The 21,398-nt window shown below is 70.7% G+C and carries 19 protein-coding genes; 12 read left to right on the top strand and 7 right to left on the bottom strand.

Annotated elements, in window-relative coordinates; genetic code table 11:
* Positions 1-32: 32 nt before the first annotated feature.
* The 6 genes from AB0E56_RS17240 to AB0E56_RS17215 all read right to left on the bottom strand — a co-directional run bounded on the left by AB0E56_RS17240 (position 33) and on the right by AB0E56_RS17215 (position 7,504).
* A complete protein-coding gene (locus tag AB0E56_RS17240) occupies positions 33-1,433 on the bottom strand; it encodes a rhamnulokinase family protein (RefSeq protein WP_359801069.1) in 1,401 nt (466 codons plus the stop codon).
* Positions 1,434-1,539: 106 nt separating this feature from the next.
* A complete protein-coding gene (locus AB0E56_RS17235; RefSeq protein WP_359801068.1) occupies positions 1,540-3,576 on the bottom strand; it encodes a bifunctional aldolase/short-chain dehydrogenase in 2,037 nt (678 codons plus the stop codon).
* 92 nt (positions 3,577-3,668) lie between these two features.
* Complete coding sequence (locus AB0E56_RS17230) at positions 3,669-4,430, bottom strand: DeoR/GlpR family DNA-binding transcription regulator (RefSeq protein WP_359801066.1); 762 nt, start codon at positions 4,428-4,430, stop codon at positions 3,669-3,671.
* 35 nt (positions 4,431-4,465) lie between these two features.
* Complete coding sequence (locus tag AB0E56_RS17225) at positions 4,466-5,443, bottom strand: LacI family DNA-binding transcriptional regulator (RefSeq protein ID WP_359801064.1); 978 nt, start codon at positions 5,441-5,443, stop codon at positions 4,466-4,468.
* Between the two features lie 70 nt (positions 5,444-5,513).
* Complete coding sequence (locus AB0E56_RS17220; RefSeq protein ID WP_359801062.1) at positions 5,514-6,668, bottom strand: Gfo/Idh/MocA family oxidoreductase; 1,155 nt, start codon at positions 6,666-6,668, stop codon at positions 5,514-5,516.
* Positions 6,665-7,504: an aldolase gene (locus tag AB0E56_RS17215; RefSeq protein ID WP_359801060.1), complete on the bottom strand. Its 840-nt coding sequence runs from the start codon at positions 7,502-7,504 to the stop codon at positions 6,665-6,667. Before AB0E56_RS17215 ends, AB0E56_RS17220 begins: the two co-directional genes overlap by 4 nt.
* A gap of 152 nt (positions 7,505-7,656) precedes the next feature.
* Here AB0E56_RS17215 and AB0E56_RS17210 point away from each other — a divergent pair, with 152 nt between their 5' ends.
* The 12 genes from AB0E56_RS17210 (at position 7,657) to AB0E56_RS17155 (ending at position 20,111) form a co-directional block, all read left to right on the top strand.
* The gene (locus AB0E56_RS17210) at positions 7,657-8,664 is read left to right on the top strand and encodes an aldose 1-epimerase family protein (protein ID WP_359801057.1); all 1,008 of its coding nucleotides are present in this window, start codon (positions 7,657-7,659) and stop codon (positions 8,662-8,664) included.
* Between the two features lie 124 nt (positions 8,665-8,788).
* The gene (locus AB0E56_RS17205) at positions 8,789-9,865 is read left to right on the top strand and encodes a LacI family DNA-binding transcriptional regulator (RefSeq protein ID WP_359801055.1); all 1,077 of its coding nucleotides are present in this window, start codon (positions 8,789-8,791) and stop codon (positions 9,863-9,865) included.
* On the top strand, positions 9,862-10,908 hold the full coding sequence (locus tag AB0E56_RS17200; protein WP_359801053.1) for a hypothetical protein: 1,047 nt from the start codon (positions 9,862-9,864) through the stop codon (positions 10,906-10,908). Before AB0E56_RS17205 ends, AB0E56_RS17200 begins: the two co-directional genes overlap by 4 nt.
* Positions 10,905-12,314 (top strand): FGGY family carbohydrate kinase, encoded by a 1,410-nt coding sequence (locus AB0E56_RS17195; RefSeq protein ID WP_359801051.1) that lies wholly within the window; start codon positions 10,905-10,907, stop codon positions 12,312-12,314. The genes AB0E56_RS17200 and AB0E56_RS17195 overlap by 4 nt, the downstream gene beginning before the upstream one ends.
* Before the next feature lie 3 nt (positions 12,315-12,317).
* Positions 12,318-13,160 carry an ATP-binding cassette domain-containing protein gene (locus AB0E56_RS17190; protein WP_359801049.1) on the top strand — a complete coding sequence of 281 codons (843 nt, stop codon included), beginning with the start codon at positions 12,318-12,320 and terminating at the stop codon, positions 13,158-13,160.
* Complete coding sequence (locus tag AB0E56_RS17185) at positions 13,157-14,239, top strand: ABC transporter permease (protein ID WP_359801046.1); 1,083 nt, start codon at positions 13,157-13,159, stop codon at positions 14,237-14,239. The genes AB0E56_RS17190 and AB0E56_RS17185 overlap by 4 nt, the downstream gene beginning before the upstream one ends.
* A 52-nt stretch (positions 14,240-14,291) precedes the next feature.
* On the top strand, positions 14,292-15,287 hold the full coding sequence (locus AB0E56_RS17180) for an ABC transporter substrate-binding protein (RefSeq protein ID WP_359801044.1): 996 nt from the start codon (positions 14,292-14,294) through the stop codon (positions 15,285-15,287).
* A 61-nt stretch (positions 15,288-15,348) separates the two neighbouring features.
* Positions 15,349-16,116, top strand: a complete 768-nt coding sequence (locus AB0E56_RS17175) for an SDR family oxidoreductase (protein WP_359801043.1) — start codon at positions 15,349-15,351, stop codon at positions 16,114-16,116.
* A gap of 1 nt (position 16,117) precedes the next feature.
* Positions 16,118-17,605: an FGGY-family carbohydrate kinase gene (locus AB0E56_RS17170; RefSeq protein ID WP_359801041.1), complete on the top strand. Its 1,488-nt coding sequence runs from the start codon at positions 16,118-16,120 to the stop codon at positions 17,603-17,605.
* Positions 17,602-18,357, top strand: a complete 756-nt coding sequence (locus tag AB0E56_RS17165) for a class II aldolase/adducin family protein (RefSeq protein ID WP_359801038.1) — start codon at positions 17,602-17,604, stop codon at positions 18,355-18,357. Before AB0E56_RS17170 ends, AB0E56_RS17165 begins: the two co-directional genes overlap by 4 nt.
* The gene (locus AB0E56_RS17160; RefSeq protein ID WP_359801036.1) at positions 18,354-19,088 is read left to right on the top strand and encodes an SDR family oxidoreductase; all 735 of its coding nucleotides are present in this window, start codon (positions 18,354-18,356) and stop codon (positions 19,086-19,088) included. The genes AB0E56_RS17165 and AB0E56_RS17160 overlap by 4 nt, the downstream gene beginning before the upstream one ends.
* A gap of 12 nt (positions 19,089-19,100) precedes the next feature.
* Positions 19,101-20,111, top strand: coding sequence for a PfkB family carbohydrate kinase (locus tag AB0E56_RS17155; protein ID WP_359801035.1), 1,011 nt, complete (start codon positions 19,101-19,103; stop codon positions 20,109-20,111).
* A 21-nt stretch (positions 20,112-20,132) separates the two neighbouring features.
* Here AB0E56_RS17155 and AB0E56_RS17150 read toward each other — a convergent pair whose 3' ends face one another.
* Positions 20,133-21,347, bottom strand: a complete 1,215-nt coding sequence (locus AB0E56_RS17150; RefSeq protein ID WP_359801034.1) for an HAD-IA family hydrolase — start codon at positions 21,345-21,347, stop codon at positions 20,133-20,135.
* Between the last annotated feature and the right edge of the window lie 51 nt (positions 21,348-21,398).

Here is a 21,398-nt window from a genome sequence, read left to right as displayed (position 1 = left end):
GCTTTCAGCCTCGGCGCCCTCTGTCGTTGCGATCACGCGTGCGGGACGAACCGCTCCGGCGCATGGGTCGCCGCGACCAGGGCGCGCAGTCCCTCGAGCGTCGCCGGTGCGGCACCGAGAGCGCGCGCCTGGATCAGCACATTGCCGAGCGCGGTCGCCTCGACCGGGCCGGCCAGGACCGGCAGTCCCGTCCGGTCGGCCGTCGCCTGGCAGAGAAGACGGTTGAGCGACCCTCCGCCGACGAGGTGGATGGCGTCGAGCGTGCGCCCCGACAGGGCGGCTGCGCTGTGGACGGCCCCGGCGAAGGACGCCGCGATCGACTCGATGATCGTCCGCGCGAAGGCCGCTCGCGACGTCGGGGCCGCGTCGCCGAGGAGCACGGCGATGCGCTGCGGCATGTCTCCCGGAGCAGTGAGCGAGGGGTCCTCGGCGTCGAACACGGGCACGGGACCACTGACGTCGGCTGCCGCGGACAGCAGCTCCGGCAGGTCGATGCTCGCGCCGTCCTCTGCCTCCCACGCGCGCACCGTCTCGCTGAGCAGCCAGAGTCCGGTGACGTTGTGCAGGAACCGGAAGCGGCCGTCCACTCCGAGCTCGTGCGTGAAGTTCGCTGTGCGCGCGGCATCGGTCAGCACGGGTTCGGTCAGCTCCACCCCGACGAGGCCCCACGTGCCGCACGAGATGTACGCGGAGTCGGGCGTCGCGAGGGGAGTGGCCGCGACCGCGGAGGCCGTGTCATGCGAACCGACGGCGATCACAGGGAGGTCCTTGCCGATGCGTGCCGCGAGCTCCGGGCGCAGCGTCCCGATCGTCGCGCCCGGATCCACGAGCGGCGGCAGGATGCTCGAGCGGATGGACAGCCGGTCGGCCAGCGCCGTGTCCCACTCGCCGTCGGCCACGCCGAGCAGACCCGTGGTCGAGGCGTTCGTGCGTTCGGCGACCGCAGACCCCGTGAGCAGGTACGCGATGAGGTCGGGGATCAGCAGTGCGGTGTCGGCTTCGCCCAGGTGTGCGTCCACCCGGTACTGGTACAGCGTGTTGAACGGCAGGAACTGCAGTCCGTTGCGCGCGTACAGCTCGGTGAAGGGGGCGATCGCATGCACCTCGTCGACCCCGCGGGCGGTGCGTTCGTCGCGGTAGTGGAACGGCTCGCCCAGGAGCTCTCCGTCCGCGAGCAGGCCGTAGTCGACGGCCCACGAGTCGATGCCGATGCTCTCGATGCCCGGTTCGCGACGCACGGCCTCGGTGAGCCCCTCGAGCACATGCTCGTACAGCGCGCCGAAGTCCCAGTGGAGCCCGTCTTCGCGTGCCACCGGTCCGTTCGGGAACCGCGTGACGAGTTCGAGGTCGAGGCGTCCTTCGCCGATCCGTCCGATCATGACCCGCCCGCTGGTGGCGCCGAGGTCGACGGCCGCGACCGCTCGGACGGTCATGCGCGCATCCCCCTCGCCGCGTGCACGGCATCCTGCCGAGCGCACGGCGCATTCACGTGACGTTCCCGTGCGTTCGGCGAGGTCCCGTGCACTCGGCGGAGGAGAGTCATCGCAGGAAGGCCGCGGCGACGCCGGAGTCGACCGGGATGTGCAGGCCCGTGGTGCGGCTCAGCTCGGGGCCGGTCAACACGTACACCGCGTCGGCGACGTTCTCGGGCACGACTTCGCGCTTGAGGATCGTGCGGTTGGCGTAATACTGGCCGAGGTCCTCTTCCTTGACGCCGTAGGTCGCAGCGCGGTTGGCGCCCCAGCCCGAGGCGAAGATGCCGGAGCCGCGGACCACGCCGTCGGGGTTGATGCCGTTGACGCGGATGCCGTGCTCGCCGAGCTCGACCGCGAGGAGGCGCACCTGGTGGGCCTGGTCGGCCTTGGTGGCGGAGTAGGCGATGTTGTTGGGCCCCGCGAAGACGGAGTTCTTCGAGGAGATGTAAATGATGTCGCCGCCGAGCTTCTGGTCGATGAGCACGCGGGCGGCAGCCTTCGACACGAGGAACGAGCCCTTGGCCATCACATCGTGCTGCAGGTCCCAGTCCTTCTCGGTCGTCTCCAGCAGCGGCTTCGACAGCGACAGGCCGGCGTTGTTCACGACCAGGTCGACACCGCCGAACGCGAGCACCGCGTCATTCAGCGCGGCCTGGACCGCATCGGCATCGGCCACGTTGGCGGCCACCCCGATCGCGACGTCGCTGTTGCCGAGCTCGGCCGCGGCGGCCTTGGCCTTCTCGAGGTCGAGGTCGGCGACGACGACACACGCGCCTTCCGCCGCGAGACGGGTGGCGATGGCCTTGCCGATGCCGCTGGCGGCGCCGGTCACGAAGGCGATACGGCCCTGGTGCGACTTCGGCTTCGGCATGCGCTGCAGCTTGGCTTCCTCCAGTGCCCAGTACTCGATGTCGAACTTCTCGGCGTCGGAGATCGGTGAGTAGGTCGAGAGCGACTCGGCGCCGCGCATCACGTTGATCGCGTTGACGTAGAACTCGCCGGCGACACGGGCGGTCTGCTTGTTCGCGCCGTAGGAGAACATGCCGACGCCGGGGATCAGCACGATGAGCGGATCGGCACCGCGGATGGCGGGCGACTCGGCGGTGGCGTGCGCGTCGTAGTACGCCTGGTAGTCGGCGCGGTATTCGGCGTGCAGCTCGTGCAGGCGCGCGACCTGCTCCTCGACGGATGCCGTTGCCGGCAGGTCGAGGATGAGCGGCTTGATCTTGGTGCGCAGGAAGTGGTCGGGGCAGCTGGTGCCGAGGGCGGCCAGCGCCGGGGCCTTCTCGGACGCCAGGAAGTCGAGCACGACATCGGCGTCGGTGAAGTGGCCGACCATCGGCTTGTCGGTCGACGCGATGCCGCGGATCGTGCCGGCGAGTGCGGCAGCGCGCTCCCGGCGCTCGGCGGTCGGCAGCGCCTCGAAACCGGAGCGCACTCCGCCGAACGGCTCAGCCTTTCCGTGCTCCGCGATGTACGCGGCCGCGGTGTCGATGATCCAGAGGGAGTTGGCCTCGGCTTCTTCCGACGTGTCGGCCCAGGCGGTGATGCCGTGCCCGCCGAGGATGCAGCCGATCGCCTGCGGGTTCTGCTTCTTGATCTCGGCGATGTCGAGGCCGAGCTGGAAGCCGGGGCGCCGCCACGGGACCCAGGCCACCTTGTCGCCGAAGATGCGCGTCGTGAGGGCCTCGCCGTCTGCCGCGGTGGCGATCGCGATGCCGGAGTCGGGGTGGAGGTGGTCGACGTGCGCGGCGTCGACGAGGCCGTGCATGGCGGTGTCGATCGAGGGGGCTGCTCCGCCCTTGCCGTGCAGGCAGTAGTCGAAGGCCGCGACCATCTCGTCTTCACGCTCGATGCCGGGATAGACGTCGACGAGCGCGCGCATGCGGTCGAGGCGCAGCACCGCGAGGCCGCTCTCGGTCAGGGTGCCGAGGTCGCCGCCGGAGCCCTTGACCCACATGAGCTCGACCGGCCGCCCGGTGACCGGATCGGTCTCGGTGCCCTTGGCGGAGGTGTTCCCGCCCGCGTAGTTGGTGTTCTTCGGGTCGGCGCCGAGGCGGTTCGACCGGGCGATGAGTGCGGCGGCGGTGGCGTTGGTCATGACTCTCCAAGACGGGGACGAAGCGCACGACCGTGCGCTCGTGCTGTTACTTCATGTGAAATCTAACACGAACTGACGCACAGGTGAAGTGCTCAGAGAATGTCGGTGCGGTCGCGGAACGGGGCGAGCCGCTCGTCTCCTGGATCGAGTTCGGTGATCAGGGCCGAGATGTCGTCGCGCTCGAGGGCGCGGGCGACGGATCGCCGGTCGAGCTTGCTGGAGTCGATGCACACCACGGTCGTGCCCGCGTTGGCCGCCATCGCCTGCTTCAGCTCGGCCTCGTCCACGGACACCTCGGACGTGCCGTCGGCGATGTCGAGGGCATCCGCGGAGGAGAAGAAGATGTCGAAGTACACCGACCTCATGCTGCGACGTGCAATGGGCCCGACCAGGCTGCCGGTGGTCGGCTCGGCGGTGCCGCCGGAGATCACCGCGGTCACGCCCTCGAGCGGATGCAGCAGCTGAAAGGACTCGAACGAGTTCGTGTAGGCGGTGAGGCCGGTCCGCGGCCCGATCATCGAGGCGAGCACATTGACGGTGGAGGAGGCGTCGAGCGCGATGCTGCCCCGGGCGGGGACCAGCTGCAGCGCCTTCTCGGCGATGGTGCGCTTGGCGCTCGCGCGGATCGCCCTCCTGGCGTCGAACGAGCGGGCTCTCGGTGCGGCCGTCGCTCCGCCGCGGACGCGCCGCACCCGCCCCTCGGCCTCCAGCTCGAGGAGGTCGCGGCGGATCGTCATGGACGAGACGGAGAACAGTTCGGCTGCCGCCTCGATCATCACGCCCTGCGGGCCGTTCGCGAGTTCGACGAGTTCGTCGCGGCGTCGTTGCGCCTCGAGATTGCCGGAAAGAGCCATGAGAGGAAATCTATCCGGTGCTCGATCCCGCCGCTCTAGCGGGACCGTCCGCCGCGGTCCACGAGCGTCGTCGGCACGAGGTGAAGAGTCGGGTCGGCGAGAGGGCCTCCGGCGATGCGGTCGAGCAGGGTGGTCGCCGCGAGCGTGCCCAGCGCGGACACGTCGTAGGACACCACCCGGATGGGCCGCGGCAGCATCCACGACAGCTCGAAATCGTCGAACCCGGTGACCGCGATATCGGACCCGCGCACCATGAGCTCTTCGAGGGCGCCGACGGTCGCTCGGTTGTTGCCGCAGAAGAGCGCGGTGGGTGCGGCGGCGGAGTCGAGCAGCGTCGACACCGCAGCGCGTGCGTCTGCCGGTGTGTGCACGCCCGTGATGAGGAGCGCGGGGTCCTGCGAGCGGCCGGCGGCGGCGAAGGCTTCGAGCGCACCGGCGAGACGCTCGTCCATGGTGTAGATCTCCGTCGTGTCGAGCAGCATCGCGATGCGCTCGTGGCCCGCTGCCAGCAGTTCGGCGACCGCGGCCCGTGCCCCGCCGCGGTTGTCGAGGAGCACGGTGTCGGCGTCGATGCCGTTGCCCGGTCGATCGAGGAACACCACGGGTGTGCCGTGCGCGACCTCCGGCGCGAGGTACGAGTGATCCGCCGACGTGGGCACGAGGATCAGACCGCCGACCCTCCGCTGGCAGAGGTCGAGCGCGACGCGTCGCTCGGTGGCGGGGTCTTCCTCGCTCGAGGCCATCACGACGTGCATGCGTCGGTGCGCGGCGACGGTCGACACCGCCGCCGCGATGCCCATGTAGAACGAGTTCGACAGGTCGGCGGCGAGGAACGCCACCGTGTCGTTCGTGCCGGAGCGCAGGCTCGCCGCCAGGGCGTTGCGGTGATAGCCCAGGCGCTCGATGGCCTCGGCGACCCGGCTCGCCATCGTCGCGTCGACGTTCGGTTCGGCGTTGATGACGCGCGAGACGGTCTTCAGGCTCACCCCTGCGGCGGCGGCGACGTCGTTCATCGTCGGTCTGCCGCTGCTGCGCATCGCCCGCCCTTTCGTCACTCCCACGATAGAAGCCGGCAGGGCACACTCAGCGCTGCGGCGCGACCGACCCGCCGGACTCGTGGGAGGAGATCGCCGCCGCGAAGATGCGGTGGGTCTGCGCGGCCTCCTCCGGACGCACCGTGCCGAACCCGTCGCCGAGTTCCCCCTGGCGCTCCGCGAGGAAGGCGGCCCACATCTGCAGGATCGCGTCGGAGAACCCCGACTCGAAGTTCGGCCCGGTGACGGTGGGCCACACGGATTGACTCCCCGCATCGATGCGCTGCCAGCTCTGCTCGCGGCCGATCCCCGGCACGTCCACCACCGCGAAGACCTGCACCTCCTTGGGGTTCTTGGTGCTGAACCGCACGCTGCCGTTCATGCCGATGGCCTCAAACTCCCAGGTGTTCTTCTCGCCCGGAGCGATCCGCTTGGTCTCGGTCGTGAGGGGGAAGCGGGCGCCCTCGTGCGATGCCCAGGAGTGGATGACCGCGTTGTCCCAGGTGTCGCAGGGGAGCGGGGTGCCGTCGGGACCCGGCCGCTCGGTCACGATGTCCTGCAGCACCCCGAACACGGTCTCCGGGGTCCAGCCGAGTCGCAGAGGCACGTGCCAGGTGTGCATGCCGAGGTCGTTGAGCACACCGGCGGCCCCGCAGTACTGCTGCTGTCGCTTCCAGTTCAGCGGCTTGGTGGTGTCGAGATCGCTGGCGTGCAGGAACGAGCACTTCGCCTCGACGATGCGACCGAGCGCGCCAGAGCGCACGTAGTCGATCGCCCACTGCGCACCAGGGAAGAACGGCATCTCGCTCGACACCCGCACGAACGCGTCGGGGTTCTCCTGGATGGCCCGCATGATCGCATCGGCGGCCGAGCCGTCGATACCGAAGGGCTTCTCGGCGAGGAGCGCCTTGCCCGCCCTGATCGTGTCGATGTAGAGCTGCTCGTGCAGGTCGTGCCGTACGGCGACGTACACGACGTCGATGTCGGGATCGGCCAGGAGCTCCCGGTGATCGGTGGTCGTGAGGCGCACGGTGTCGATGCCCTGGAACCACTCGAGGGCCGCCGGGTTGATGTCGCACACCGCGACGAGACGGGGGTCGGCGGGGTGGTCGACGAGCGCGGGCCAGCGCCGCAGCGCGGCAGCGAGCTCCCTGCCCATCAGTCCGCCGCCGATGATGCCGATATTGACCCGGCGCCCGCTCATCGCCCGGCTCCGATCAGACCGAGAGCATCGTCGACGGAGGCATCCTCGTGGACGACCGCCATGAGGGCCGCGGTGATGCCGGCCGGGTCACGGTGCTGGATCACGTTGCGCCCGTAGACGATGCCGCGGGCGCCCTGCCGAAGCACCTCGACCGTGCGTTCGAGCAGCACCCTGTCGTCGACTCGTCCGCCGCCGCGCACGAGCACGGGGGTGTCTCCCGCGGCCTGCACGACGAGGTGATAGTCGGCGATGTCGTCGGTCGGGTCGGCCTTGATGAGGTCGGCTCCGAGCTCTCTGGCCTGGCGGACGAGGGTCACGATCCTCGAGGTGTCGCCGTCGACCGCGTAGCCGCCGGATCCGGGCTTCGTCTGCATCACGAGGGGCTCGATCATCAGCGGCATCCCGAAGCGTTCGGCATCCGTGCGCAGGGCGAGGATCGATCGGATGCACTGCTCGCGCACCTCGGGGTGGCCGGGGAGGTCGAGCAGGTTCACGCACACTGCGACGGCGTCGAGTCGTACGGCGACCTCGATCGCATCCGGCACGTGGATCGAGTGCAGCGGCGACTCCAGAGGATCGTTGTACACGTTCGCGATGTCGGTGCGCAGCACGAGACCCGGCTTCTGCTTGCCGGGGATCGACTGCAGGAGGGGTGCCTGCCCCAGGGTCAGCTGGATGGCGTCGGGGCCGGCATCGACCAGGGTGCGGACGGTGGCCTGCATGTCTTCGATGCCGCTGAGGAACGAGTGCTCGTGGAACGCCCCGTGGTCGACGGCGACGTCGAAGGCGCGCCCCGAACGGGCGTGGAACAGGCGGTTGAGGCGAGGCTTCGTCATCGAGTGTGCTCTCTGCGTGAGGGTGGCGCGGCGGTGCGCAGCCTCAGTATGCAGATCTGAGACAACGTTGTCAATCGCCCGTCCGTAAGGTGCGACGAGCGGCTGATACGGTGGCCGCACGCGCCGGGTGGGGCTGCGGGAAGGGCGGGAGCATGTCGGCAGAGCTGTACGGATCGCCGATCGCGGAGGCGTGGCGCCGCCTCGGGCATCGAGGGCAGGCGGTCTCCGTCGAATCGTCTCGGCGCACCGACGGGCCGGATGCGGGGAGCCGGCGGATCCGCGTGGTCAACGGCGACCTGGAGCTCGAGATCCTCCCCGATCGCGGCCTCGACCTCGGGCAGTTCCGCGTCGCGGGCGTCCCGCTGGCATGGACGTCGCCGACGGGCTTTCCTCCCGTGCCCGCCGACCCCGACGGGCGCGGCTGGCTCCGCGCGTTCGGGGGTGGGCTGCTCACGACCTGCGGCCTTCTCAGCTTCGGCGCCCCTTCGATCGATCAGGGGGAGTCACACCCCCTGCACGGCCGGTACTCGTCGCTCGCTGCACAGGTGACGCGCGCGGAGGTCACGGAGAGCGAGGTCGTGGTGGAGGGCGTCACGCGAGAGGTCGAGGTCTTCGGCACCCACCTGGAGCTGCGACGGAGGATCGTGAGCCCGATCGGCTCGCGCCTCGTGCGGGTGGAGGACGCGGTCGTCAACAGGGGCGCGAAGGGGGTCGAGCCGATGGTCCTGTACCACCTGAACCTCGGCTGGCCGCTCGTCGACGAGGGCACCGTGCTGACGAGTCCGGCGACCGAGGTGCGACCACGCGATGCGGAGGCGGAGCGGGGGCTCGCCACCTGGGAACGGTTCCCGGCGCCCGCCCCCCTCTATCCCGAGCAGGTCTTCCAGCATGAGCTGCCGGAGCGGTCCGACGTCGAGGTGACGGTGGAGAGCGCCCGGGGAGTCGCGCTGCGCATCGGCTTCGACACCGCGCAGCTCGGCGCGATGTTCCAGTGGCGGGTGGCGGAGGAAGACGGGCATGTCGTGCTCGGCATCGAGCCGGCGACGGCCCCCACGATCCTCGGTCGCGCCGACGCGCGCGCACGCGGGCTGCTGCGTCCGCTCGCGCCGGGTGCCCGGCTCGACCTCGCCGTCGAGATCGAGGTCACGGCGACGGCGTGAGCTCGCCGAACGACGGCCACTCGAAGATTCCTGCTTGACAACGTTGTCGAGGGAGTCGCATGATGAGTGGCAATCGAGCCGCGATGACCGCGGATTCAACGATGACAACGATGTCGAGGTAGCAATGACGCACGAACACGACGAGCCGGCCCCGCGCGGCGGCGCACGCCGTGACGACCGACGCCGCGCACGGATCACCGATGTCGCGCACCTCGCCGGCGTGAGCATCAAGACCGTCTCACGTGTCGTCAACGGCGAAGCAGGGGTCCTCCCCGACACCCGCAAGCGCGTGGCAGCCGCCGTCCTCGAACTCGGATTCGTCCCCGATCGGCGGGCGCGCTCGCTCAAGCGCGGCGACACCGACACCATCGGGATCCTCATCGACGCGATCTCGGACCCGTTCTTCGCGGCCTTCGTCAGCGCGGTGGAGGAACTCGCCGTCGCGGCAGGCCTCAACGTCCTGTTCGCCAGCACCGTCCACGACGCCGCGCAGGAGCGTGAGCAGCTCGCGCGTCTGACCGGCGACCGTCTGCGCGGTCTCATCATCTCGCCGTTCGCGATCGAGGCTGCCGAGCTCGAGCCGCTCCGGCGACGGTTCCCCGTGATCTGCGTCGACCGTTCGCGCGAGGGGATCGACTCCGTCATCGTCGACGACTTCGGCGCGACGTACGAGGCCATCAGCGGCTTCCTCGCCCGCGGGCACCGGCGCATCGGCTTCATCGGCGAGGAGACGCCGTATCCGACGGTGCACGAGCGCCTCCGCGCCTTCCGCGCCGCGCATGCGGAAGCCGGCATCGAGGTCGACGAGACGCTCGTGATCTCGCAGGGCCGACACCGCGAGGAGCGGTCGATCAGCGACCTCCTCACGCGCAACGACGCCCCGACGGCCGTCTTCTGCGCCACGAGCCCTGCGGCGATCGCCACGATCCACGTGCTCAGCGCCGACCACATCCCGATGCCCGCTCTCATCTCGTTCGGCGACTTCCAATTCGCGGACGTCTTCACGCCGGGCATCACGTGCGTGGACCAGGATCCGCGGCTCATCGGCGAGGCTGCCTTCCGCCGGCTCATGGAGCTCGGCGCGGACAGTGAGGCCGAACCCGCCCACATCGTGGTGCCGACGCGCCTGGTCGCCCGCGGCTCGGGAGAGACGGCGCCGGACCGTGCGGTGCCGACCCGCCCGATCGGAGACCTGCGATGATCCCCGTCCTGCTTCCGCCCAACCCCGTCCAGCATTTCTACCGCGGCGGCGACCGCATCGCGGCGCTGCGCGGGATCGTCCCCGAGACCGACCACCAGCCGGAGGAGTGGCTCGGGGCGACGGTCTCCCGGTTCGGCGACCCCCGCACGGGGCTCGCGATCACCGCAGACGGCGAGATCCTGCGCGACCTCGTCGCCGCGGACCCCGCAGGATGGACGGGGCCGGTGAGGGGACGGGACGCCGGAGACGTCGGCATCCTCGTCAAGCTCCTCGACGCGCGTCAGCGCCTCCCCGTGCACGTGCACCCCGGACGCGGCTTCGCGGTCGAGCACCTCGACTGCCCCTACGGCAAGACCGAGGCCTGGTACGTCCTCGACACCGAGCCCGACTCCGCGGTGCACGTCGGTTGGAACACCGACCTCGACCGCGACGAGCTCGACCGTCGGCGCGACGCGCAGGACAGCGAGTGGATGCTCGCCCACATGAACCGCGTCGTGGTGCGCGAGGGCATGGGCATCCTCGTCCCGGCCGGCACCGCGCACGCGATCGACGGCGGGATCTTCGTCGCCGAGGTTCAGGAGCCGACGGACTTCTCGATCCTCCTGGAGTGGTCGGTGACGACGTCGACCCGCGAGGAGTCGCACCTGGACCTGGGCTTCGACACCGTGATGCCTGCGGTGTCGTCCGACCGTCTCGCGCCGGAGCAGCTCGCCGCGCTCATCAGCGAGGTCGGGACCGCTCCTGCGGGCACACGCTTCCGTTCGCTCCTGCCCGCAGCCGCCGACCCGTATTTCCGCCTGTGGGATGCCGCGACGCTCGGCACGCGCACGTCGGTGCGTCCTGCGGGCTTCGCCGTCGTGCTGATCTCGGAGGGAGCGGGCGAGTTCGTGGGTGGCGACGGACGCCTCCCGGTCTCGCAGGGACAGGTGCTGGCCGTGCCGCACTCCTTCGGGGACTGGACCGTCGAGGGGGATGCCGCCGTGCTCGTCGCCGAGCCGGGTGCCGGATGGCCGACGACCCTCGCCACGGCGGAGCTGCGATGAACGCGTACATGGTCGGCGTCGACGTGGGCTCGACGAGCATCAAGCTCCTCGTGACCGGGACGGACGGCCGTCAGGAGCTCGTGACGAGCAGGCGGTCGCCGTGGCGGAGCCGCGAGCACGGGCGCGCCGAGATGTCGGCCGCTCTTGTCATGGACACGGTGCGAGAACTCGCGCACGAGGCCGATTCCCTGCTCTCGGAGCGCGGACCGTACCGCGTCCTCGCACTCGGGGTGTCCGGGATGGCGGAGGCCGGAGTCGTCCTCGACCCTGCTGGTCGGCCCGCGGCCCCGATCCTCGCGTGGTTCGACCCGCGGGGTGCCGAGGAGATCCTCGCGACGCCCGAGGCCTTCCGTGCCGAGTTCCTCGGTCGGACCGGGCTGCCGGTCGGCCCCCTCGCCTCCATCGCGAAGCTCCTGCACCTTCGCGGCACGGGGGTCGACCTCCACGGGCAGACCTTCCTGAACGTGCCCGAGTATGTCGTGCACTCGCTCGGGGGTCCCCGTGTGGCCGAGTACTCGCTCGTCTCGCGCACCGGCCTGCTCGACCAGGACGACAGCACGCCGTGGGACACCGCGTTCGAGGTGCTGGGCGTCGGCCCCGACCTGCTCGCCGAGCGGGTCGGCGCGGGCACGCCCGTCGGGATCGTCACCGACGACGCGATGCCGGACGGATTCCGCGGGGCGGTCCTCACCGTCGCCGGCCATGATCACCTCGTGTCGGCCGTCGCGGTCGGCGCGGTCCACAGCGGCCAGCTCTACGACTCGATGGGAACCGCCGAAGCGCTCGTGCGCGTGCTCGACGAACCCCTGCCCTTCGACGCGCGCGAGCGCCTCGCCGTGGCGGGCATCAACACCGTCCGCCATGTGCTGCCCGGCAAGTACGTCCTCCTCGCCGGCACCAAGTCCGGCCTCCTCATGCGGCGGGTGCTGCAGGTGCTCGGCATCGCGGATGCGCAGGGGCGGGCCCGCATCGACGACGAGGTGATGGCACTGCCCGTCGCCGGCTCCCTCGCCGACGGCGGGTTGAGCGTGACGGGCGCCCGCAACGACGACGGCGTGCTGAAGATCGTCGCCAACAGCGACGGTCTCACCCCCGCCGAGCTGTTCACGGCGACGCTGCTGCACGGCAACGACATGTGCGCCGAGCTGATGGAGGTCATGGACCGCGAGGTCTCTCCTCCCACTTCGACGGTGCTCACCGGCGGCTGGTCGAGCATGGCCAGCATCGTCAGGGCCCGGCGGTGCGTGCTGCCCGACGTCACGGTCGCGACGCACGACGAAGCCACCGCCTTCGGGGCGGCGCTGTTCGCCGCATCGGCCGCGAGCAGCGAAGCCGACTTCGAGAGCGTGGCCGCCGGGTTCCGCTCCGGACACTCCGATCACAACCACAGCAAGGGAAGGAGCTGACCCATGTCGCTCAGTTCTACGGTTCCGGTTCTCCAGGCGCGAGGACTGTCGCGTCAGTTCGGTCACGTGCGCGCGCTGAACGACGTCGACTTCGAGGTGTACCCGGGGGAGGTGACGGCGTTGATCGGCGACAACGGCGCGGGCAAGTCGACCCTCGTCAAGGCGCTCTCGGGCAACCTCGCCATCGACTCGGGGACGATCCTCTTCGACGGCGCAGAGGCCGACATGTCCACCCCGTCCGCGGTGAGCGCGCTCGGCGTCGAGACGGTGTACCAGGACCTCGCCCTCGCCCCGCATCTCGACCCCGTGCAGAACATGTACCTCGGCCGCGAGCTGCGCCAGAACGGGCTCGCCGGCGCCCTCGGCTTCATGAAGACCAAGGAGATGCGCGCGCAGTCGCGCGCCGCCTTCGACGAGCTCGGTGCGACCGTGCGCTCGCTGACCTCGCCGGTCGGCGAGATGTCGGGTGGACAGCGCCAGGCGATCGCGATCGCCCGTGCCGTGCACTGGGCGTCACGGGTCGTCTTCCTCGACGAGCCCACCGCGGCCCTCGGCGTGCGGCAGACCAAGAACGTGCTCGAGACGATCCGCCGCGTGCGCGACAAGGGCATCGCCGTCGTGTTCATCTCGCACTCCATGCCGCACGTCATGGAGGTCTCCGACCGCATCCAGGTGCTGCGCCTTGGCACCAGGGTCGCGAACATCCCCGCGAACGACACCTCGATGGAGGAGCTCGTGGGGCTCATGACCGGCGCCGTCACCCGTGACGCCGCCCCGCCCGCCGACCTCGCGCCCGAAGGCGACCTCGCCGAGAGCACTGACGCTGAGAAGGAGTCGAACCGATGAGCACCACGAAGCCGCCGACCGAGACGGTCGCGATCGGCACGCTGGAGGAGCCGAAGACCGGCTACTTCCGCAACCTGATCAAGGCGCAGGCGTTCCAGATCCTGCTCGTGCTGATCGCGATCGTGCTGGTCTTCAGCGCGCTGGCGCCCGACACGTTCGCGCAGTGGTCGAACTTCCGTCTGATCATCCAGAACGCCTCCATCCTCGCCGTGCTCGCGGTCGGCATGACCTACGTGATCATCACGGCGGGCATCGACCTGTCGATCGGCTCCGTCCTGGTGTTCTCTGGGGTGGTGTCGGCGATGGTCATGCGTGCGATGGGCGGCGACGGGTGGGGCACCGCTTTCGTCGGCATCCTCGTCGCGATCGCCTGCGGCATCGGCTGGGGCCTCCTCAACGGATTCCTCATCGCCAAGGCGAAGATCCCGCCGCTGATCGTCACGCTCGGCACGCTGGGCATGGCGCTCGGCCTCGCACAGATCCTCACCGGCGGCGTCGACATCCGCGAAGTGCCCTCGGTGCTGACCACGACGATCGGCTACGGGAACGTCTTCGGCACCATCCCTACCATCTCGGTGATCGCCCTCGTGGTCGTGGTCATCGGCGGCGTGGTGCTGCACTTCACCCGCTTCGGCCTGCACACCTACGCCGTCGGGTCGAGCGAGCTCGCTGCGCGCCGCGTCGGCGTCAAGGTCGACCGGCACCTCATCTCCATCTACACGCTGTCGGGCGGACTCGCGGGCATCGCCGGCATCCTGTCGCTGTCGCAGTTCTCCACCACCGCGATCGCCGGACAGTCGCAGACGAACCTGAACGTCATCGCCGCGGTCGTCATCGGCGGCACGAGCCTCTTCGGCGGCGTCGGCACGATCGTCGGGACCGTGGTCGGTCTCTTCATCCCCGCCGTCCTGCAGAACGGCTTCGTCATCACGGGCGTCCCGCCGTTCTGGCAGCAGGTCGCCGTCGGCGCCGTCCTCATCACCGCCGTCTACGTCGACCAGGCCCGCCGGTCGGCGGCCATGCGCGGCGGTTCGCAAAGCCTCTGGCGCAAGTTCGTCAGCGGGGGCCGGCGTACCTGACGCCCGGCCCACCACCCATCCACACACAGTCAAGAGAAGAACGGTGATCACAATGAAGTGGAACAGGAAAGCGATCAGCATCGCCGCGCTCGGCGCGAGCGCAGCGCTCGTCCTCGCCGGCTGCGCAGGCGGAGGCGACGATGCCGGCGGAGACGGCGGCTCCGGCGGCGACGATGCCTACGAGATCGCATTCGTGCAGGGCGTGGCAGGAGACGAGTTCTACATCTCCATGCAGTGCGGCATCGAGGAGGCCGCGGATGCCGCGGGTGCGACGGTGAAGGTGCAGGGTCCGGAGAAGTTCGACCCGACCCTGCAGAAGCCGATCGTCGACGCGCTCGTGGCCTCCAAGCCCGACGCGCTGCTCATCGCCCCGACCGATGTCACGGCCATGCAGGCGCCGATCCAGGCGGCGGCAGACGCCGGCATCAAGGTAGTCCTCGTCGACACGACGCTGGAGGACCCGTCGATGGCGGTCTCCCAGATCGCGTCCGACAACGAGGGTGGCGGCGCCGCGGCGTTCGAGGCCATCCAGGCCGCGCACCCCGATGGCGGCAAGGTCCTCGTCGTCTCGATCGACCCGGGCATCTCGACCTCCGACGCGCGTGCAGAAGGATTCGAGAACGCCGTGGCGGAGGACTCCAAGTTCGAGTCGCTCGGCATCGAGTACTCGCACAACGAGCCCGCCGAGGCCGCCCGCATCGTGACCGCAGCGCTGCAGGCGAACCCCGACATCGTGGGGATCTTCGCCGCGAACCTGTTCGCGGCCGAGGGCACCGCCACCGGCATCCAGCAGGCGGGCAAGCAGGGCGAGGTCACGGTCGTCGGGTTCGACGCCGGTCCCGCACAGGTCGAGGCGCTCCGCAACGACATCGTGCAGGCCCTGGTCGCCCAGGAGCCGGCGACCATCGGCAAGGACGGCGTCGCCCAGGCGCTCGCCGCTCTCGAGGGCGACGCCAACGAGGAGAAGATCCAGACCGGGTTCACGGTGATCACCAAGGAGAACATCGACACCGACGGCGCGGACGCCGTCTACAAGTCGACCTGCTGACACCACCCTCTTCCGGCGGCCGGGGACACCCGGCCGCCGGAAGCCACACCGAGAGGACACCATGAGCTTTCCTGACCTCGCGGGGCGCGTCGCCGTCGTCACCGGCGGAGCCCGCGGCATCGGCTATTCCCTCGCCTCCACCCTCGCGCGCCAGGGCGTGAGCGTCGCCCTGCTCGACCTGCTGCCCGACGTCGAGGAGTCGGCCGCAAGACTCGCAGCCGAGACGGGCGTCGCGACCGCGGCCGCCCGTGTCGACGTGACCGATGCCGCAGCGGTCGAGGCGGCCTTCGCGACCGTGCCGGAGCACCTCGGCGTCGCGGATCTGCTCGTGACCGCGGCAGGCATCACGATCTGGGGTGACTCGACCGAGGTCGATCCCGCCACTTGGTCGAAGGTGATCGAGGTGAACCTCAGCGGGACCTTCTACGCCACGCAGGCGTTCGCGCGCCCGCTGCTCGCCGAGGGCCGAGGCGGTTCGGCGATCCTGATCTCCTCGATGTCGGGGCGAGTGGTCAACGTTCCGCAGCATCAGGCGTCGTACAACGCCTCCAAGGCCGCGGTCGACCAGCTGGCGAAGTCGCTCGCGGTCGAATGGGCACCGCACATCCGCGTCAACGCCATCGCCCCCGGTTACATCCTGTCCGACATGACGCGGCAGTTCACCGAGGCGAATCCCGAGCTCGCGGCCGACTGGATCTCGCAGATCCCCGCAGGTCGCATGGGCGAACCCGCCGACCTCGACGGACTGCTCCTGCTGCTCGCCTCATCGGCCTCGTCGTACCTCACAGGGCAGACGCTGGTGATCGACGGCGGCTACACCGCGATCTGACATGTCGACCGCCTATCTCGCCGTCGACCTCGGCTCCTCCAGCGTGCGCGTCATGGTCGGGATCCTCCGCACCGTGTCGGGCGTGAGGTCGCTCGTGATCCGGGAGGCCGGCCGCTTCCCGAACGTCCCGGTGCGACGACCGGAAGGGCTCGGGTGGGACGTCGGCGCCCTGTACGCCGGGGTCATGGAGGGTCTTCGGTCGGGCGTCGCCGCGGCCAGGGCTGCCGACGCGGAGGTCCGGGGCATCGGCGTCGCCGCGTGGGGCGTCGACTACGCCAGGCTGACCGCGGACGGCACGCTCCGCGATTTCGTCCGTCATCACCGCGACGCCGATGCCGTGCTCGCGGCGCAGACCTCATCGGAACGCGACCTCGCCGCGGACTACGCCATGACCGGCGTGCTCGATCAGGCGATCAACACGGTTCACCAGCTCCGGCAGGACCGGGCGGCGGGGATCGGCGCCGCGGACGACACCATCCTGCTGACCGCCGACATCTTCGTGCATCTGCTGACCGGACGTGTCGGCGCCGAGATCTCGCTCGCCTCGACGACCGGACTGCTCGACCGCGCGACCGGCGACTGGTCGATCCCGCTCTCTGCAGGGCTGCCGGCACTGCTGCCGCCGATCGTCGAAGACGGAGCGTGGTCGGGGTCGACCACCCCCGAGGTCACGGCGGCGATCGGAGCCGACGACCCCGTGCCCGTGTTCGCGGTCACGGCGCACGACACGGCCGCCGCGTTCATGGCCGTGACCGACGCCGCGGACGAGGGGACCGGCGTGGTCTCCAGCGGCAGCTGGGGAGTCGCCGGTCTGGCCCTCGCCGCGCCCCTGCTCGACGAGAGCGCGCGACGGGAGGGCTTCACGCAGGAGATCGGTGCGGACGGTGACACCCTGCTCGTGAAGAACCTCAGCGGCATGTGGCTCCTGCAGCAGACACTGCGCGAATGGGCGGAGGCGGATGGCTCGTCCGCATCGCCCATCGAGATGCTCACGGACCTGCTCGCCGCGGCCGCCGACTCGCACTACCGCGGAGGCTTCGACCCGGCCGACCCGTCCCTGCAGGCACCCGACGGACTGACGGCGCGCATCGCCGCGGCGTGCACGGCCACCGGGAGCGAACCGCCGACCTCGCGCGCCGACCTCGTCCGGGCGATCGTCGACAGCCTCGCCGCTGCGTATGCCGACACCCTCCGCGTGGCCGCGGACCTGAGCCGACGGCGCCTCGAACGCATCCGCATCGTCGGCGGAGGAGCCCGCAACGATCTGCTGTGCGCGCTCACGGCCGAGCGCAGCGGCCTCCCGGTCATCGCCGGGCCCGTCGAGGCCTCGGTGCGCGGCGTGCTGCTGCAGGTGGCCGTCGCCGCGGGTGACCTGACGGATGCCGCCTCCGCCAGGGGCATCGCCGTGGACGACGGTGACGGACCTGCGCGCTTCCATCCGGCGGCCGCCGTCGCCGCCGCAACCCCGACGATCGGAGATCCTTCGTGAACCACCGCGACCTGTTGGCAGACCTCAGTCGACGCTTGGGCGACCCCGTCATGGAGGCGGCGCTGCTCAGCGAGGGCAACACCTCGGCACGGGACGGCGACCACATGCTCGTCAAGGCCTCGGGGGCGGTGCTCGGCTCCGCGCAGCCGGAGGACTTCGTGCGGATCGCCCTCGACGAGGCGCTGCACCTGATCGACGACGAGCACACGGACGGAGCCGACATCGACCGGTGGTTCGACCGGATCGCCGCGGAGCAGGGTCGGCGCCCCTCCGTCGAGGCGCTGCTCCACGCCGTGCTGTACGACCAGACCCCGGCGCGGGTGATCGCCCACTCGCATCCGACCGCCGTGAACGCCCTGCTGTGCTCGGAGCATCCGGAACTGCTGGTGGACGGGGCGCTGTTCCCCGACCAGATCGTGGTGCTCGGCGCCGCACCGCTGCTCGTGCCCTACATCGACCCCGGACTCCCACTGGCGCGTGAGGTGCGCCGCCTGGTGCGTGCACACGCGGGTCAACATGGCAGGCCGCCGGCGACCGTCTATCTGCAGAACCACGGGATGTTCGTGGTCGGCGCAAACCCCGATCAGGTGCTGGGGATGACCGCGATGGCCCAGAAGTGCGCGCGGGCGATCATCGGAGCTGCGGCCGTCGGCGGCGTGCGTTTCATGCCCGCAGAGGAGGTGCGACGTATCGACACGCGTCCCGACGAGATCTATCGCAGAGCGCTGCTGGCCGAGGGCGTGGCGCGATGACCGCCGTGACGCTCGAGGGCAAGGTCGCCGTGTTGACCGGTGCGAGCTCGGGGATCGGGCTCGCGACGGCGAACGCGCTCGCCGCGGAGGGGTGCCACGTTGTGGCCGTCGCCCGCGACGCGGAGCGCCTCGCCGCGCTCGCCGCCGACCACCCCGACCGCATCTCCACGATCCAGGCCGACGTGTCGGACCCCGCGGCCGCGACGCAGATCGTCGACGAGACGCTCCGACGGCACGGGCGCCTCGACATCGTGCTGCCCAACGCCGGCATCTACCTCGGCGGCGACCTGGCCGATGCCACGGTCGACCAGATCGCTGCCGTGGTCGCGACGAACGTGACCGGTGTCATGGCGCTCGTGCGCGCGGCGCTGCCCTCGCTCCTCGCACAGGGCAGCGGCGACATCCTGGTGACCAGTTCGGTCTCGGGGCACCAGGACATCGAGTGGGAGCCGGTGTACTCGGCCAGCAAGCACGCCGTGCAGTCGTTCGTGCACACGGTTCGCCGGCAGTACGCCGACAGCGGCGTGCGGATCGGCGCCATCGCGCCCGGAGTGGTGCTCAACCCGCTGTGGGGCTTCGCGCACGGCTCTCCGGAGGAGGCGGAGCGCATCGCCGAGGGGACGGGGATCCGCTCCGCGGACGTCGCCGATGCGATGCTGTTCATGCTGACGAGACCGCCGCACGTGGTCGTGCGCGATCTCGTGCTGCTGCCGACCGGGCAGCCGATCTGACGGAGGCACGACATGAGCGAGCGCGATGCGCATCCCGTTCCAGCGACACCCTCGGTCGTGACGCTCACCGCGTCCGGCGCGATCGATGCGACCTATCGGATCGCCACGCTCGAACGCGGCGCGTTCACGAGGGCGAGCGGGTATGAGCGCGAGCTCAGCGGCAAGGGGGTGAACGTCTCGGCCGCCCTGGACCTCGCCGGGGTGGGCACGGCGGCGGTCGTCGTGGTCGGGGAGGACGACCTGGCGTTCGTGCAGCGTTCGCCGCACCGTGACCTGCTGCGCATCGTGGCCGTTCCGGGGGCGACGAGGGTCAACACCTCGGTGATCGACGACGCCGGCTCCACGACGAAGATCAACGCCCCGACGCCGCCGATCACCGCCACGGCATGGCTCGAGGCGCAGACGGCGGTGAGCGCTGCGTGCTCGGATCTCGGGGCGGGATGGGTCGTGGTCTGCGGGACCGTGCCCGTGGTCGACGGTGCTCCGGCGCCGCTCGTCGACGTCGTGCGGGCCGCGGGGCGCGACGGTCGCCGTGTGGCGGTCGACACGAGCGGGGCCGCACTCACCGCGCTGGCGGCCGACCCCGCAGGCATCGCGCTGATGAAGCCCAACACTCACGAGCTGGCCGAACTCGTCGGCACGCCGCTGCGGACGATCGGCGACGTCGTGTCCGCCGCCCGGCAGCTGCGGGCACGCGGGGTGGGCATCGTCTACACGAGCATGGGGGCCGACGGAGTGCTCGTGGTGGCGGAGTCGGGCGTGGTCCATGCCAAGGCCGAGGCGCGGGCGCTGGTGAACACGGCGGGCGCGGGCGACGCATCGCTGGCGGGCTTCCTGGTGGGTCTGGGCGGCGAAGGGGGCGGCGAGGCTGCGCTCGCACGTGCGGCGGCGACGGCGGCCTCGTGGGGAGCTCATGCGGTCGCGCAAGGCACGACGATCCTGCGCACCCTCGACGGTCTGCCGGCGGCCGAGGTGACCCGCGATCCGGATGCCGCCATCGCGCTGACAGAGCCGGCCGTCTGAGCGGAGCCCGCCCGCACCCGCTCAGCCGACCGGATGCAGGCGGATGCCCTCGGCGTCGAGCGACACGGTGAGACGGTCGAGTCCGTCGATCGCGAGGTCGGCGGGGAGCGCGGAGGGCTCGACCGTCCCGGTGACCGCGATGACGGCGCACCCCGCCGCGCGTGCCGCCTGGATCCCCGCGGTGGCGTCTTCGAGCACCAGGCACCGTTCGGGGTCGACTCCGAGCCGATCCGCGGCCAGGAGGAAGGGCTCGGGGTCGGGCTTGCCCCTGGTGACATCGTCGGACGTCACGAACACCCCGGGGGCGGTGAACCGCGCGGCACGAAGGCGCGCAGTGGCGAGCGGCGCCGTGCCAGAGGTCACGACCGCGCGTCGCTCGGCGGGGATGCTGTCGTAGAAAGCCCGTGCTCCGCGCACCTCGGGGAGGGCGACCGCGTCGGCGAGCTCGAGCTCGAGGATGCGGTCGAGTCCTTCACTCCGCAACTCGGCCGGCAGCAGTCGGGCGATCAGCGTGCGCGCCGGCTGCCCGTGATTCTCGTGCAGCGGGTCGGAGGAGACGCCGTAGTGCGCGGCGAAGCGGCGCCAGGCGCGGATGACCGAGGCGGTGGAGTCGACCAGAGTGCCGTCGAGGTCGAAGAGCACGGCGTCGAAGCTGCGCGAGAAGAGGGCGGCATCGGGATCCAGCGGGGTCCTGATCCCGAGACCCGCGAGCACCCTCGCCGACTGCTGGGAGGTCGACAGCTCCGCATCGATCCGCACCACGGGGATCGAGGGGGTGCGTGCCGGGGTGTCCGTGCGATGACGGTCCCTCGGCGCGCCGCGCGCAGCCCTCCGCGCGGCGAGCAGCTGCGGGTCGCCCTCGAGGTGCACCATGCGCAGCGTGGCGGGTGCGACCGCTGCGCGCAGGTGCGCCCACTCCTCGCCGCCGTCGAGCTCAGTCGTGAACGGAGCGACGAGCACGACACCTCCCGCCGTGGCGACCGCGTCGGCGGCGACCGCCCGCAGCGCGGCATAGCGCCCCTCGCGGATCGTGCGCGCGTGTGGTCCGCTCAGCCAGTGTCCGCCGAGCACCGCTTCGTCGAGGGCGTCGAGGAGGGGGTTCGTGACCGCGTCGAGGTCGACGAGCGGAAGGCGCAGCGACGCCGCGAGCGCGCGGCCGAGGGTCGACTTGCCGCTGCCCGCGATGCCGCTCACAGCGATCGCCACGGGCTCCGGTGGTTGACAGGTGTCGTTCATACCTCCACCATAGAGGGAGAAGACACCGGTGTCATGGTTGATTTTCCGCGG

It is taken from the genome of Microbacterium sp. NPDC028030 (assembly GCF_040637855.1).
Lineage (GTDB): Bacteria > Actinomycetota > Actinomycetes > Actinomycetales > Microbacteriaceae > Microbacterium.
This window is presented reverse-complemented; position numbering and strand designations above follow the sequence as displayed.